This is a genomic window from Aliiroseovarius sp. F20344, from assembly GCF_023016155.1.
Lineage (GTDB): Bacteria > Pseudomonadota > Alphaproteobacteria > Rhodobacterales > Rhodobacteraceae > Aliiroseovarius.
Genome location: NZ_JALKBG010000008.1, coordinates 889,962 through 905,093, shown reverse-complemented (window position 1 = coordinate 905,093; position 15,132 = coordinate 889,962). Strand labels below are relative to the sequence as shown.

Genomic DNA, 15,132 nt, shown 5'->3' with positions numbered 1-15,132 from the left:
CCGTCAAAATCGCCCCGGGAAGGAAAACCATGTCCGAGAACATCACAATACGCGCCGCAGAAGGCAAATGGACCGTGCGTGCCGGGGGCGCTGTGATCGGTGAAAGCCGCAATGCGCTTGAGCTGCGCGAGGGCAATCTTCCCCCGGTGATCTATTTTCCGCGTGCTGACATCGCGATGGCTTTCTTGGATGACAGCGCGACGGTGACAACCTGCCCTTATAAAGGCGAGGCCAAGCATTTCTCGATCCAGACGAAATCCACTGTGATCGAGGATGCGGCGTGGTCCTATGATGCGCCGATCGAAGACCTTGAGCAGATCAAAGGGTATCTGGCGTTTTATGCTGATAAGGCGACTGTGGCCCGCACCTAAGCGCGGGTCGGATATGCGGTTCTGCCCCCGCAAGTCGGACGCTCAACCCCGGTTGTTGTCGGGGATGAGGTCGGCAACCCGCGCGCCACGCGCACGGCCAGATAGGCAAAGGCTTGCGCCTCAAGCATATCGCCATCCAACCCTGTTTCATCAATATCCTGAACTGGCAGGGAAAGGCGGGCTGAGAGCTCTTGCATCAGTGCTACGTTCTTGCGCCCGCCCCCGGTCACCAAGATCCGTTCTGGGCGACTTGGGCAATGGATCATGGCTTGCGCGACAGCCTCGGCCGCGCACGCGACCAGCGTGCGCACCGCATCTGCGTCCGACAGAGCCACTACAGTGGCGGACAAATTCGGGAACTGATCCCGATCTAAGGATTTGGGCGGCACGCGTTTGAAATAGGGATGCTCCAGAAAGCTCAGTACAAGGCGCTCGTCTGCCTTGCCGCTTAAAGCCAAAGCGCCGCCTTGATCCAATGCTTCCCCGCGTCGGGCCAGCATCAGGTCATTGATCGGGGCATTGGCAGGGCCGGTGTCGAAGGCAAGGCAGGCGTTCGGCGCTTCGGGTGCGGCGATGCCAGGATCAACCCATGTGACATTGCCCACGCCGCCAAGATTTAGGAACGCAAGCGGCCCCTCTGCCCCAATGAAACGCGCGCAAGCGTGGTGGAAAAATGGGGCCAGCGGCGCGCCTTCGCCACCTTCAGCAACATCCTGACTACGAAAATCCCAGACAACCGGCACGTCCAATGCATCGGCAAGCACCTGCCCGTCACCCGTTTGATGGGTGCGGTGGTTTTTGGGATCATGGGCCAGCGTTTGGCCGTGAAATCCCACAAGCGCTGGTGTTTGTTCAGACATCAACTGACGGGCAAGCGCGATATGCGCGGCCTCGCCAACCTGAGCGGCGGCGGCAACTTTGGGTCCGTCTGGCCACTGCCCAAGGGCCGCGCGTAAAATCCCGCGCTGATCATTCGAATAATCAAGATAGCCGTGAGGTCCGAACGAACTGATCTGTTCGCCATCGGTCTGGACAAATGCCGCGTCCACCCCATCCAGTGACGTGCCCGACATCATTCCCAGGGCCCAGATCAGGCCGTTTTCAAGCTCGTGTTTCACACTTGCCCCCAACACGCTCTTTTCCTTTGCGGCCCCCGCGTCTATACGGAAAGCCACAATTCACAGGATGGACTGAAAAACGATGACCTACCACCCGAAATCCGACTTCATGCGTGTGATGATCGAGCGCGGCTTTCTGGCCGATTGCACCGATTATCAATCGCTGGACGAAGCTTTGGTTGCAGGTGTCGTACCCGCCTATATCGGCTTTGACGCCACGGCCAAGTCTTTGCATGTCGGATCGCTGATCCAGATCATGATGCTGCGCTGGTTGCAAAAGACCGGCCATCAGCCAATCACCCTTATGGGCGGCGGCACCACAAAGGTGGGTGACCCGTCCTTTCGTGCGGATGAACGCCCCCTGCTGACGCCTGACCAGATTGACGACAACATCGCGGGCATCAAGAAGGTGTTTGCCAGCTACATTGATTACGACAGCGAAGGTCCGAACAAGGCGCTGATGCTGAACAATGCCGAATGGCTGGACGATCTGAACTACCTCGATTTCCTGCGCGACATCGGGCGTCATTTCTCGGTCAATCGGATGCTGTCATTTGAAAGCGTGAAGTCGCGGCTGGATCGTGAACAGAGCCTGTCTTTCCTTGAGTTCAACTACATGATCCTGCAGGCCTATGATTTCCTTGAGCTGAACCGCCGCTATGGCTGTTTGTTGCAGATGGGTGGCTCGGACCAGTGGGGCAACATCGTAAACGGCATCGACCTGACGCGGCGTGTGCTGGACAGCGAGATCTACGGGCTGACCTCGCCGCTGCTGACCACATCGGATGGCAAGAAGATGGGCAAATCGCTGAATGGGGCGATCTGGCTGAATGCAGATATGCTGTCGCCCTACGAATTCTGGCAATTCTGGCGCAACACCACGGATGCGGATGTTGGGCGTTTCCTGAAGCTCTACACCGAACTGCCGGTCGAGGAATGCGACCGCCTTGGTGCCTTGGAAGGCCAAGCCATCAACGACGCAAAAATCGTCTTGGCGAACGAAGTAACCACGCTGGCACACGGCGCGGACGCTGCTGCCGCGGCCGAAGCCACCGCACGCGAAGTGTTTGAAAAAGGCGGTACCGGGGATGATCTGCCCACCGTCACGCTCAGCGCAGGTGATCTGGGCGATGGCATATCGATCATCCAGCTTTTCGTGAAATCGGGGCTGGTGAAATCGGGCAAGGAAGCCAAACGTTTGATTGCCGAGAACGGCGCCAAGGTAAACGACGCGGCTCTAACCGAGACTGGCATGATGGTTGGCGCGGGCGACCTATCCGAACCGATGAAACTATCGGCCGGGAAAAAGCGTCACGCGCTGGTGGTTTTGGAAGGCTAGGCAGACCTAATATCTTATGAAAAGGCGTCCTGCAGGGCGCCTTTTTTGTTGCTCAAACCGCAAGGTCCGCGATTGCTCAACTCGCACGTCATTGCTACCGTCACGCAACAAACATCTGCGAGGGTCCTATGACGCTGCTCAACCCACAACTTGTCGCCACGTCTGCCCCCCCAGTGATGGAGGCGCGGCGTTGGGTCGAAGGCAAGAGCTTTCCGTCAGATCGCCCGTTGATCAATGTCTCACAGGCAGCCCCGGTAGATCCGCCACCAGACGCAATGCGCGAAGCCATGGCCGAGGTTGTTCTGTCCCGGCCAGAAGCGCATCTGTACGGGCCCGTTTTGGGCTTGCCTGAGCTGCGAGACAAGTTGGCGTTTAACATCAACCGTCATTATGGGGCGCAGGTCTCGGCAAAACACGTGGCCATCACGTCTGGCTGCAATCAGGCCTTTGCGGCAAGCATCGCAACTTTGGCCGCTGCGGGGGATGAAGTGATCGTCCCAACCCCATGGTATTTCAATCATAAAATGTGGCTCGACATGGGTGGGGTTCGCGCGGTTCCGTTGCCCACAGGGGACGATCTTCTGCCCGATCCGGATCACACAAAAGCACTGATCACACCGCGCACACGGGCCATCGTGCTGGTCAGCCCGAACAATCCAACGGGTGTTGAGTATTCCGCAAACTTGATCGCCGCGTTTCGAGACTTGGCGCGCGCACACAATATCGCGCTGATCATCGACGAAACCTATCGCGACTTCCATTCGCAGGACGGCGCGCCACATCAGCTGTTCACGGACCCGGATTGGGATGACACGGTGATCCAGCTTTACAGTTTTTCAAAATCATACCGGCTGACGGGACATCGCGTGGGGGCCGTTGTCGCCTCGCCTGCCCGCCTTGCCGAAGTTGAGAAGTTTCTGGACACGGTCACGATCTGCCCTGCCCAGTTGGGCCAACACGCAGCCCTTTGGGGTCTGCGCAATCTGGATGATTGGTTGGCAGGCGAACGGTTAGAGATTCTGGCGCGTGCGCAAGCCATGCGCGATGGGTTTCAGGCATTGGAAGCCCGCGGCTGGAAACTGAAGGGATGCGGCGCGTATTTCGCTTACGTTCAGCACCCGTTCAGCATGACGTCAGATCAATTGGCCCCTTGGCTGGTCGACGAAGTCTCGGTTCTGGCCTTGCCCGGTACGATGTTCACACCGCATGACGATCCGGCTGGGGCACTGCATATGCGCGTTGCTTTCGCCAACATCGATCGCGCGGGGATCGGTGAGTTCATTGCCCGATTGAAGGCTCTTCAGCCAACCTGACCTGAATTCTCGATGCATCGCGACTTGGCAATTCCGTCAGGCTCACCTACAACCCTTCAGACAACTCTTTGCGCCCCGAAATGGGGGAAGCAACAAAAGGATTTCTAGCATGGCGACTGGCAAGGCTTCTCGTACCTTCGGTTGGATCTTGATGGGTCTTGTGATGGTGGGGCTCGTGGGGTTCGGTTCAACGAATTTCGGCGGCTCTGCGCGGTCAATTGGGACGGTCGGAGACACCGAGATCGACGCGCGCCGCTATTCGCGTGAATTGCAGTCCGAGCTGAATGCGTTTGAAGCACAAACTGGACAGCGTCTGACCATGCAACAAGCCCAAGCCTTCGGCGTGGATCAGCAAGTTCTTTCGCGCGTCCTTGCAGCCGTTGCTTTGGAAGATGAAACCGCACGGCTTGGCATATCGGTTGGTGATGATCAGCTACGCGCGCGCATTGTGGACATCCCCGCCTTTGCGGGCGTAGACGGCAAGTTCAACAAGGAAAGCTATCGCTTTGCGCTTGAACAGTCCGGACTGACCGCAGCAGGCTTTGAACAAACGCTGCGTGCCGAAGTCAGCCGCCAGATTTTGCAGGCCGCCGTGGCAACTGGCATCACTGCAAACGACACCTATGTGGACACGCTTTATGGTTTTGCGCGTGAGGCCCGGAACTTCACTTGGGCTGAACTGCCGGTGTCGCGTTTGGAGGCATCCCTGCCCACCCCGACCGCTGAAGAGCTGACAACCTATTACGACGCGAACCCTGCGGCGTTTACCCTGCCGGAAACCAAGAAGATTACCTATGCTTGGCTGGACCCGCAGTCCTTGGTCAGTGAGATCAAAGTGGACGAGGCGCAGATCAAGGCGCTTTATGACGAGCGGAATGAACAATATAATCAGCCGGAGCGCCGGATGGTGGAACGTCTGGTGCTTGGCACTGAAGACGAAGCGCAAGCCACCGCCGATGCGATTGCCGCTGGCGAAACCAGCTTTGAAGACATGGTTGGCGAGCGCCAGTTGGAGCTTTCCGACATTGATCTTGGGGATGTCAGCAAGGCCGAGCTTGGCGCGGCGGGTGACGCCATCTTTGCGCTGGAAGAACCCGGTATTGTCGGCCCACTTCCAACCGATCTTGGCCCTGCCCTGTTTCGTGTGAACGCCATCCTGTCGGCGCAAAGCACGCCGCTTGAAGATGTGCGTGACAGCCTGAATGCTGAACTGGCCGCAGATGCCGCGCGTCGTCGTGTGGGTGACATGGTTGCTGAACTGGATGACCTTATGGCGGGTGGCGCGACGTTGGAAGAAATCAGCGAAAGCCATAACATGGCGCTGGACAGCATCGATTGGACCTCGGACAGCAGCGACGGGATCGCGGCCTATGAAGCTTTCCGTGACGCGGCCTCGGCAGCCAGCGAAGGTGACTTCCCAGAGATCACTTTGATGTCGGATGGCGGTGTCTTTGCCCTGCGTCTGGATGCGCTGGAGCCTTCGCGCGTACAGGACCAAGATGAGGTTGCAGACGCGGTTCTTGCCGGTTGGCAGGCCGAAAAACGCCTTGAACTGCTGGAAGAACAAGCCCGTGGCATGATCCCCTCGTTGGAAGGTGGAGAAAGCCTTGCATCTTTGGGTCTGACCGAAGTGATCGAAGAGGGACAGGAACGCGACGCCTTCATCGAAGGCACGCCGCCCGCCTTCATGACTGAGCTGTTCGAGATGACCGAGGGCACATGGCAAGTCGTTCCATCGGTGGATGGTGTGCTTTTGGTCCGTCTGGATGCGATTGTTCCTGTTGATCAGGACAGCGAGGAAGCCACCACAATCAAGGCGAATTTTGCGACGCAAACTGCGCAAGAGATCGCGATTGACATCGAGAACGCTTTTTCGCGTGCCGTTCAGACCAAGGCGGGGATCGAACTGAACCGTCCAATGATCAACGCTGTGAACGCTCAGTTCCAGTAATCAGCATTTCTGGGAAGAGATCTTATGGCCCTTACGCCTACGTTTGAAGAGTTCGAAGCCGGTTGGAACGCGGGCAAGAACCAGGTGGTTTACACGCGTCTTGCCGCCGATCTGGACACTCCGGTCAGCCTGATGTTGAAGCTGACGGAAGCTCGTCGTGACAGTTTCATGCTGGAAAGTGTCACCGGAGGCGAAGTGCGCGGTCGCTATTCGATCGTGGGCATGAAGCCGGATCTGATCTGGGACTGCCGGGGCGACGTGAGCCGCATTAACCGCATGGCGCGTTTTGATGCCGAAGCGTTCGAAGACATGCCCGGTGATCCGCTGGATGCCCTGCGCGCTGTCTTGGCTGAAAGTGCGATTGATCTTCCCGATGACCTGCCGCAAGCCTCGGCTGGGCTGTTTGGCTATCTGGGCTATGACATGATCCGTCTGGTCGAACATCTGCCGAATGTGAACCCGGACCCTCTGGGGGTCCCGGATGCGGTGATGATGCGCCCGTCGGTCGTGGCGGTTCTGGATGGAGTGAAAGGCGACGTCACGCTAGTATCGCCCGCTTTTGTCAGCTCTGGCCTTAGCGCCAAAGCGGCCTACGCACAGGCCGCCGAGCGGGTCATGGACGCTCTGCGCGATCTGGACCGTGCGCCCCCGGGCGAAAGCCGTGATTTGGGCGAAGCGCGGGAACTTGGGCCGCTTGTGTCAAACTTTGCCAAGCCCGACTATCTGGCGGCGGTCGAAAAGGCCAAGGAATACATCCGCGCAGGCGACATCTTCCAGGTTGTCCCCAGCCAGCGCTGGACGCAAAGCTTCCCGCTTGCGCCATTTGCGCTCTATCGCAGCTTGCGGCGCACCAACCCGTCGCCCTTCATGTTCTATTTCAATTTCGGTGGTTTTCAGGTTGTCGGCGCCAGCCCCGAAATCCTTGTCCGCGTCTTTGATGGAGAGGTCACGATCCGCCCCATCGCAGGCACCCGCCCGCGCGGCAAAACGCCCGAGGAAGACAAGGCGATGGAGGCCGATCTTCTGGCCGACCAGAAAGAACTGGCAGAACACCTGATGCTTTTGGATCTGGGCCGTAACGACACTGGCAAAGTGTCTAAAATCGGCACCGTACGTCCGACCGAAGAGTTCATCATCGAACGCTATAGCCACGTGATGCATATCGTGTCCAACGTGGTAGGCGAACTCGCTGACGACCAAGACGCGCTGTCTGCCTTTATGGCGGGCATGCCTGCCGGGACGGTCTCGGGCGCGCCGAAAGTGCGCGCGATGGAGATCATTGACGAACTGGAGCCCGAGAAGCGTGGCGTCTATGGCGGCGGTCTGGGCTATTTCAGCGCGGGCGGTGACATGGACATGTGCATCGCGCTGCGAACGGCTGTGGTGAAAGACGAGAAGCTGTATATTCAGGCCGGTGGCGGTGTTGTCTATGACAGCGACGCCGAGGCCGAGTATGAAGAGACGGTGAACAAGTCCAAAGCCATCCGGCGCGCTGCGGAAGATGCGGCGATGTTCACAGGGCGTGGCAACCATTAGGGGTTAGGGGCGTTGCCCCTCGGCCTTCGGCCTCACCCCAGGATATTTTTGCTAAGAAAATGAGGGGCAGCGATGCTTGGCGACATGGTTTTAGGCGTGATCGGAGGCAGCGGGCAACTGGGCTGTGCGATCATTCATGGGCTGGTGGTTGCAAAGGCGCTTCCAGCTGAACAAATCCTTGTATTCAACAGAAGCGGTGATCGGGGGGATCTGCCGGACACGGTGCGACTGGTGGCAGATATCGACCAGATGGTTGCAGCTTGTGACGTCATTATTCTGTCCATCCCACCTGCCAACGCGTCTAAGCTGCGCCTGAATGCAGACAGCAAACCGGTGCTGTCGGTCATGGCCGGGGTGACACTGGAGCAGTTAGTCGAGATCGCAGGTCATGACCGCGTGATACGCGCCATGTCGAGCCCAGCAGCTGCAGGGCGGCTGGCCTATTCTCCTTTCAAGCTTGGCAAGGGCGCACAGGCCGACATGGCCTTGGCTGAAGTATTATTCGGAGCGATCGGCAAAACGGATGTTCTGGCGGATGAGGCTCAGCTGGATGTATTCACTGCGGTCACAGGCCCAGTGCCTGGTTTCGTGGCGCTGTTTGCCGATGCGATGGTCGGGTTTGCCCGAGAGCAGGGCGTAGACGGAACCGTTGCTAAGCGCGCCGTGCGGCAGCTTTTCTTGGCGGCTGGGCAAGAGATGGGGGCCGGCGACGCATCCCCTGCCGATCAGGTGCAGGCCATGATCGACTATGCTGGAACCACCGCAGCAGGACTTGAGGCGATGAAGGCTGCCGGAATCGAGGATGTCGTAGCCGAAGGTCTGGCCGAGGCGGTCGAGAAAGCGCGGCAGATTTCCAAGGGCTTCTAGCCCCCCAACATCCATTTCCCATCCGGCCAGAACGCATGGAACGCAAAGGCGAAGAGGACATCATGCGGGACGTCCCGGCCCTGTGCATCTCGGACACGAATGGTTCCCACATCCCGGCCCTTTGCGATTTGGGCTGTGTCTAGCGCCGAGGCCTGTCCGGCTACCCAACTGATCGTGATGCCAGCCTCTGTGATCTCGCCTTCCTGTGCCAGCCGTTCAACTGGCCATGCGCGCTCGCCAACGCGGACCACGCGAGCCAAAGCGGGCACGCCATGCGGCGGCTGCTCGCCCGTAAAGAAGCCGTAAGGGCGTTCTCGGCTGTCATAGCCCGCATAGGGATTGCGGCCATAGGATCGGTTTGCGCGGGGTTGCTCCATCACAAGCCCGTCCGGGTTTCGACGGACGAACTCCGCCCAGCTTTCCATCCATGCCGGCAGCTGTTTCAGCTGGGTGCCGGTATGCGTGCCAACAATCCCCTGCCCCAAAGCCTGTTGCCACCAGCTTTCGGTCTGGTGGTCATACATCACCATGTCCGAGTTCCGCAGCTTGCCCGTCACCCCGAAACTCAGCTCGGCCCCGCCCACGCGGCGATCAAACACCATGCCAGAGTTGCATAAGGGGCAGAAGGTCACTGCGACAGGCACACCGCCGACCGTGTCATTCACAATTTCATGCCATGTTAGATAGCGCAGCGGATAGGCGCGCGGGGTGGCGCCTGCGATCTCGACCGTTAGAACGGGTTCGCGCGGACCTATGCGGGTCTCGCTGCTGACCTTGCGAAACGCCGGATCGCTGAGCGCGGGGATGCCGTCGCGACCGGGACCGCCTGACAGGATCTCGTTCCAACCGCCAATATCGGATTTTGAGAAATCAGTTTTCGGGAACTCATGCTCCCAAGCATTGGGATTTGCCCGTAGATCTTGCGCCCATAGGCCTAGGGTGATCGCAAGCAAGGTCATCAGAATGCGCATGGGGCCGCTCCTTTTTCTGTCCAGTATAGCCTGACAGAGTTAGAAGCGGCCCCATAGCCCCCCTCACGAGGGTTTGAGCGATTGTGCGCAGGCCTATTCGACCACGCGCATCGAAGTCATAACGTCCGGTTTTCCCAGAACAGAACCGTTCGGGCCTTCACCCAGCTTGATGGCCTGAACCACGTCAAAGCCATTCGTCACCTGACCAACAACGGTGTATTTCCCGTTCAGGAAATCGCCCGGGGCGAACATGATGAAGAACTGGCTGTTGGCCGAGTTTGGGCTTTGCGAACGTGCCATGCCGACGGTGCCAGCCACATAGGGCTCTTCACTGAATTCGGCCGGAAGGTCGGGATAGGACGATCCGCCCTGCCCCGCGCGGCCGCCGTTTCCGTCAGCCTTACCAAACTCAACATCGCCGGTCTGTGCCATGAAACCATCAATGACACGGTGGAACACCACGTTGTCATAGGTGCCTTCTTTGGCCAGCGTCACGATCCGTTCGACATGTTTCGGGGCCAGATCAGGGCGCAAGGTGATCTCGATCACGCCATTGGCTTCGCCAGCGACGGTGATTTCAACTTTCGGCGCATCCCCGACAACGGCTGGTGCCAGCTCGGGCGGGGAAGCGGGCCATAGCGTATAAATCGCATAGCCCACAACCAAGGCCACCCCGGCCAGAAACGCCATAATGAATGTGCGTTTGTCGCGGGGTGTGTAATTGCCGTCAGACATCTGCGGCCACCTTGACCGATACCATCAGATCAGGCTCTGCTGGCGGCTCGCCGCGGGTGATCGCGTCGACATGTTCCATGCCCGAAGTCACGCGGCCGTAGACCGTGTACTGACCGTTCAGGAAGTGGTTGTCTTTGAAGTTGATGAAGAACTGGCTGTTGGCCGAGTTCGGGTTTTGCGAACGCGCCGCACCCAGCGTGCCGCGATCATGGGGCAGCTTCGAGAATTCAGCAGGCAGATCTGGCAGCGACGAGCCACCGGTGCCCGCACGGCGCAGGGTCATCGGGTCTTTGCCGTTGGCCACGTCACCGGTCTGGGCCATGAAGCCGTCGATCACGCGGTGAAAAACAACACCGTCATATTCGCCCGCGCGTGCCAGTTCTTTCATGCGCTCGGCATGTTTGGGGGCCACGTCCGGCAGCAGTTCGATCACAACAGTGCCGTTTTTCAGCTCCATCAGGATGGTGTTTTCAGGATCTTTATATTCGGCCATCGGGGCCTCCTTTGAATTGATCGTGTATTTCGTTGGCGCCAAACTAAGCACCCAACCAGGAAGATGAAAGGGCAGTTCTGTTCATTTTCGCCCGCACCTGTTGACCAGCGCGCGCTTTTGGTGTGCAACACGCCCAACACTTGATGGAGGGACCAATGGCCTGGAAGACACTCGACGAGATGGAGTTGAACGGCAAAACCGTTCTGACCCGCGTAGATATCAATGTGCCTGTGAAGGACGGCGTGGTCACGGATGACACACGTATCCAGCGTATCCTGCCCACAATCCGCGATATTCTGGCCGCTGGTGGCAAGCCTGTGCTGCTGGCCCATTTCGGTCGCCCAAAAGGACAGCGCGTCCCCGAGATGAGCCTGTCTGTCGTCCGCCCTGCCCTTGAAGCCGCACTTGGGCTTCCGGTGAAGTTTGCAGAAGACTGCATTGGCGGCCCAGCCAAACAAGCGGTTGCAGCGCTTCAGGCAGGCGAGGTTCTGTTGCTTGAAAACACCCGCTTCCACGCAGAAGAGACCAAAAATGACGGGGCCTTTGCGGCAGCATTGGCAGCGTTGGGCAATGTCTATTGTAACGATGCCTTTTCAGCTGCGCACCGCGCGCACGGATCGACCGAAGGGATTGCACGCCTGTTGCCGGCCTGCGCGGGGCGCTTGATGCAAGCGGAACTCTCTGCGCTTGAGGCTGCTTTAGGTGAACCCGAACGCCCCGTGGTGGCTGTCGTGGGTGGGGCCAAGGTCTCGACCAAGTTGGAGTTGCTGGGGAACCTTGTTGAAAAGGTCAACCATCTGGTCATTGGCGGCGGCATGGCAAACACGTTCCTTGCCGCCCAAGGCATCAATGTGGGCAAGTCATTGGCCGAACATGATATGACCGATACAGCATCCGAGATTTTGACCAAAGCCCAAGCAGCGGGCTGCAACATCATTCTGCCAACGGACGTTGTAGTGGCACGTGAATTTGCGGCGAATGCGGCGAACGAAACCGTTGCGGCGGATGCCTGCCCTGAAGACGCGATGATCCTTGATGCGGGCCCCGACAGCGTGGTGCGGATTGCAGAAACCTTTGAAATGTCCAAAACCCTGATCTGGAACGGTCCCCTTGGCGCGTTTGAGATCGAGCCCTTTGACACCGCAACCAACGCTGCCGCACTGAAAGCGGCTGAGCTGTCCGAGGCAGGCAATCTGATCTCGGTCGCGGGTGGCGGCGACACCGTGGCCGCCTTGAACAAAGCGGGCGCGGCGGAACGCTTCACCTACATCTCGACTGCGGGTGGTGCGTTCTTGGAATGGATGGAAGGCAAAACTTTGCCAGGCGTTGCGGCCCTAAGCTAAGCCAACCATGATTTAGTCAATACAATCAACGCCCTGCAAGTAAGCTTGCGGGGCGTTTTTCTTTTCGGGTTCCCACTTGACTCTTTTCCGAGTATTTTTGTAAGAATTATTCATCAGCCAGTCGCGCCCGCCGCGATCAGCCGGAGACCTGAGAGGCAGACCAACCTGCCCCACATATCAGGAGCGCGACACATGACTGATTTTCAATACGGCCACAGAGTGGCCCGCACCGACATTCCAAGCCCCATCGCCTTCATTCATGGCCTGAAAGCTCTGGCCATCTGGATCGAAGCCGCAATTGAAGGAGACCGTAAATGACTGCCCCTCTGACCAGCACTGCATTTGACAATGGCCTGCGCACGACCCCGCCAGAACATGACGCATTGCAACTGACCGCCTTTGGTAAAACCGCACGCATCGTGCTGAACGACATGGTTTACACCCTGACCATCACCCGCGCAGGCAAACTGATCCTGACAAAGTAACTCCGCATTTCGCGAAAGCACTGGCGCGTTTCGGCAAGTTCCCCTTGGCCGTCCAATTCCCCGCGTGCCGTTGCCAGGGGGCAAGGCCCATATCCGTTTCATCCAACCTTGCCCCCAAATCCCCCCCTACAGGTTGATCTGGCAATTCCCTGAAAGCTGTTAGCGCCAGCAGAATTGCATGCTGTCGCCCCCTCGCCTATGAACGGTCCCAGATAGTTATTCATTCAATATGTGGGATCGACATGCCGAACCAAGCACAAATGGAAAAGATCAAAGCCGGTCAGGGCTTCATCGCAGCTTTGGACCAATCGGGTGGCTCGACTCCGAAGGCGCTGCGCCTTTATGGCGTAGACGAGGACGCGTATTCAAACGACGCCGAAATGTATGACCTGATCCACGCTATGCGCTCGCGCATCGCACAGGCCCCGGCTTTCACCGGCGACAAGGTCATCGGCGCGATCCTGTTTGAAATGACCATGGACCGCGAAATCGACGGCAAACCCACCGCGACCTATATGTGGGAAGAGCGCGGCGTGGTGCCCTTTCTTAAGGTCGACAAAGGTCTCGCTGACGAAGATAACGGCGTTCAGCTTATGAAGCCGATGCCGGATCTGGATGCCCTATGCGAACGCGCTGTGAAGGCGGGCGTTTTTGGCACCAAGATGCGTTCCGTGATCAATGCGGCCAACGCAGACGGCATCAAAGCCAACGTTGCCCAACAGTTTGAAGTTGGTAAGCAGATCATCGGCCACGGGCTTGTTCCGATCATTGAACCTGAAGTGACGATTTCCATCGCTGATAAGGCCGAGGCCGAAGACATCCTTGTGGGCGAGATCAAAGCCCAGCTGGATGCGCTGTCAGATGATCAGACTGTGATGCTGAAGTTGACCTTGCCGGAAGCGGCAAATCACTATCAGGCGCTGGTGAACCACCCGCGCGTTGCGTCGGTTGTTGCCCTGTCAGGCGGCTATTCGCGCGAAGAAGCCAACGCTCGTTTGACGCAAAACGCAGGCATGATCGCCAGTTTCTCGCGCGCACTGACCGAAGGTCTGTCAGCACAACAAAGCGATGACGCGTTCAACGGCACCATCGCGGACACGATTGACAGCATCTACAAAGCGTCGATTGCGGGCTAAGACCCGTCCAAGCTCTTAAAACAATGGGCGTCTAGCAGTTTCTAGGCGCCCTTTTTACATTTGAAATTTGTTCCACAGCCCAGCACTTTGCCCAATCGGCAAAAACTGATTATACTTAAGCGGGAAACGTTACGATTAAACCTTTCACGATTGAGGCAAGCTATCTCTGCCTGACACTCTTCGTGGCGGCATTGTTATTAACGAAGTACTCGTCGATCCAAACGGGGCGACGAATTACGATACTGATGGCAATGGAAACGCCCGAGGCGGGGATGAGTTTCTTGAGATCGCGAACACGTCGAACACCGCCATTGATATCTCGGGCTTAGAGCTGTGGGATCAGGGGCGCGGAAACTGGTTTACCTTTCCACCCTGCACTGTTTTGGAACCTGTCGCCGTCGTCGTTCGCAATGTGCAAAACGGAGACAGCCTGCCCGCCGTCACAGGGGACAATCTGGCCTTTGATGCGGATTTCGGCTCGAACGTGTTCAACAACAGTCAGGATAACATCGTCATCTATGACCCTACGGCGGACGAGTTTATCCAGTCCTATTACAACGGAGACAACCTGGACGATCCTGTGAACGGAAACGGGTATAACGGGTTCTCGTCAACCGCCACGCGTGTTGGATCCGGCGAAGACATGGGCAATGACACCGATGGCCTTTCGATTCAGCGTACCGCATCCGGGTTTACCGGTTCCGAGACACCCACCCCAGGTACTGCGAATGTGTGTTTCACCAACGGGACGCGAATCCTGACGGAAAGGGGCTTTGTACCCGTCGAACGACTGCGGGCGGGCGATCTTGTGCAGACCTTGGATGCCGGACCTCAGCCCCTGCGCTGGATTTTCGCGCGGCGCGTCAACTCGGCCCAGATGATGCAAGATGCCAAACTGCGCCCGATCAAGGTTGAGCTGCAACGGACTGATTTGGGCGGATCCGAAGCCCCTCTGACCGTGTCACGCCAGCATCGTATCTTGGTTGAAGGTAAAATCGCGCAGCGCATGTTCGGGACGGATCAGGTCCTTCTACCTGCGAAGGATCTTCTTGAAAGCGACGTGGCAACTTTGTGTAGTGCGCATCAATCGGTGATCTATTTCCACCTGCTGTTTGATGCGCATCATATCCTGAATGCCAATGGGATCGCAGTGGAAAGCCTGTTTATTGGGGCACAAAGTACCGCTGTGCTGTCTGATGCAGCGCGCGAAGAGCTGGAAATCCTGTTTCCCACGGATGAACCCGGGTTTGCCCTGCCCCAGATGCGACCCGCGCGCGCCTTTGTAAGCGGGCGAAAAGCGCGCAAACTGGTTGAACGGCATCAAAAGAACGCACGGGCCCTGACCGTCCCCTTTTTCTGATCGAAACGGATGTGTTGGCCCTTACCTTGACCAAGTAAGTTTTTTGCCGAGTGATTCGTTTTTGGGATTCACAAGCCGAATCACCTGTGGCATAGTTCCCTTGCACCGCCCGAA

15 protein-coding genes are annotated in these 15,132 nt (G+C 58.0%); 11 read left to right on the top strand and 4 right to left on the bottom strand.

Annotated elements, in window-relative coordinates; translation table 11 throughout:
• Nucleotides 1-29: 29 nt before the first annotated feature.
• Nucleotides 30-371 (top strand): DUF427 domain-containing protein, encoded by a 342-nt coding sequence (locus MWU55_RS13455; RefSeq protein ID WP_246936794.1) that lies wholly within the window; start codon nt 30-32, stop codon nt 369-371.
• Here the strand turns inward: MWU55_RS13455 and MWU55_RS13450 are convergent.
• Nucleotides 368-1,447, bottom strand: a complete 1,080-nt coding sequence (locus tag MWU55_RS13450; RefSeq protein ID WP_246937919.1) for an anhydro-N-acetylmuramic acid kinase — start codon at nt 1,445-1,447, stop codon at nt 368-370. The genes MWU55_RS13455 and MWU55_RS13450 overlap by 4 nt on opposite strands.
• A 124-nt stretch (nt 1,448-1,571) precedes the next feature.
• Between MWU55_RS13450 and tyrS the strand changes: the two genes are divergently transcribed.
• The 5 genes from tyrS (at nt 1,572) to MWU55_RS13425 (ending at nt 8,495) form a co-directional block, all read left to right on the top strand.
• A complete protein-coding gene (gene tyrS / locus MWU55_RS13445) occupies nt 1,572-2,828 on the top strand; it encodes a tyrosine--tRNA ligase (RefSeq protein ID WP_246936792.1) in 1,257 nt (418 codons plus the stop codon).
• A 128-nt stretch (nt 2,829-2,956) separates the two neighbouring features.
• Entirely contained in the window at nt 2,957-4,141 is a 1,185-nt protein-coding gene (locus tag MWU55_RS13440) for an aminotransferase (protein WP_246936790.1), read from the top strand.
• Nucleotides 4,142-4,250: 109 nt separating this feature from the next.
• Entirely contained in the window at nt 4,251-6,092 is a 1,842-nt protein-coding gene (locus MWU55_RS13435; protein WP_246936788.1) for a peptidyl-prolyl cis-trans isomerase, read from the top strand.
• 24 nt (nt 6,093-6,116) lie between these two features.
• Nucleotides 6,117-7,628: an anthranilate synthase component I gene (gene trpE / locus MWU55_RS13430; RefSeq protein ID WP_246936786.1), complete on the top strand. Its 1,512-nt coding sequence runs from the start codon at nt 6,117-6,119 to the stop codon at nt 7,626-7,628.
• Between the two features lie 72 nt (nt 7,629-7,700).
• A complete protein-coding gene (locus MWU55_RS13425) occupies nt 7,701-8,495 on the top strand; it encodes a pyrroline-5-carboxylate reductase dimerization domain-containing protein (protein ID WP_246936784.1) in 795 nt (264 codons plus the stop codon).
• Here the strand turns inward: MWU55_RS13425 and MWU55_RS13420 are convergent.
• The 3 genes from MWU55_RS13420 to MWU55_RS13410 form a co-directional block, all read right to left on the bottom strand.
• Nucleotides 8,492-9,466, bottom strand: coding sequence for a DUF3179 domain-containing protein (locus tag MWU55_RS13420; protein WP_246936782.1), 975 nt, complete (start codon nt 9,464-9,466; stop codon nt 8,492-8,494). The two genes, MWU55_RS13425 and MWU55_RS13420, sit on opposite strands and share 4 nt — an antisense overlap.
• A gap of 93 nt (nt 9,467-9,559) precedes the next feature.
• Nucleotides 9,560-10,201 carry a peptidylprolyl isomerase gene (locus MWU55_RS13415; RefSeq protein ID WP_246936780.1) on the bottom strand — a complete coding sequence of 214 codons (642 nt, stop codon included), beginning with the start codon at nt 10,199-10,201 and terminating at the stop codon, nt 9,560-9,562.
• Complete coding sequence (locus tag MWU55_RS13410; RefSeq protein WP_246936778.1) at nt 10,194-10,694, bottom strand: peptidylprolyl isomerase; 501 nt, start codon at nt 10,692-10,694, stop codon at nt 10,194-10,196. Before MWU55_RS13410 ends, MWU55_RS13415 begins: the two co-directional genes overlap by 8 nt.
• Nucleotides 10,695-10,849: 155 nt before the next feature.
• On the opposite strand from MWU55_RS13410, the gene MWU55_RS13405 reads away from it, so the two are divergent.
• From MWU55_RS13405 to MWU55_RS13390, 5 genes are all read left to right on the top strand, one after another.
• A complete protein-coding gene (locus tag MWU55_RS13405; RefSeq protein WP_246936776.1) occupies nt 10,850-12,037 on the top strand; it encodes a phosphoglycerate kinase in 1,188 nt (395 codons plus the stop codon).
• Between the two features lie 192 nt (nt 12,038-12,229).
• Complete coding sequence (locus tag MWU55_RS16570; RefSeq protein ID WP_281501865.1) at nt 12,230-12,355, top strand: hypothetical protein; 126 nt, start codon at nt 12,230-12,232, stop codon at nt 12,353-12,355.
• The gene (gene hemP, locus MWU55_RS13400) at nt 12,352-12,522 is read left to right on the top strand and encodes a hemin uptake protein HemP (protein ID WP_246936774.1); all 171 of its coding nucleotides are present in this window, start codon (nt 12,352-12,354) and stop codon (nt 12,520-12,522) included. The genes MWU55_RS16570 and hemP overlap by 4 nt, the downstream gene beginning before the upstream one ends.
• Nucleotides 12,523-12,782: 260 nt before the next feature.
• Nucleotides 12,783-13,658 carry a fructose bisphosphate aldolase gene (locus tag MWU55_RS13395; RefSeq protein ID WP_246936773.1) on the top strand — a complete coding sequence of 292 codons (876 nt, stop codon included), beginning with the start codon at nt 12,783-12,785 and terminating at the stop codon, nt 13,656-13,658.
• Between the two features lie 166 nt (nt 13,659-13,824).
• Nucleotides 13,825-15,018, top strand: a complete 1,194-nt coding sequence (locus MWU55_RS13390; protein ID WP_281501907.1) for a Hint domain-containing protein — start codon at nt 13,825-13,827, stop codon at nt 15,016-15,018.
• The last annotated feature ends 114 nt before the right edge of the window (nt 15,019-15,132 follow it).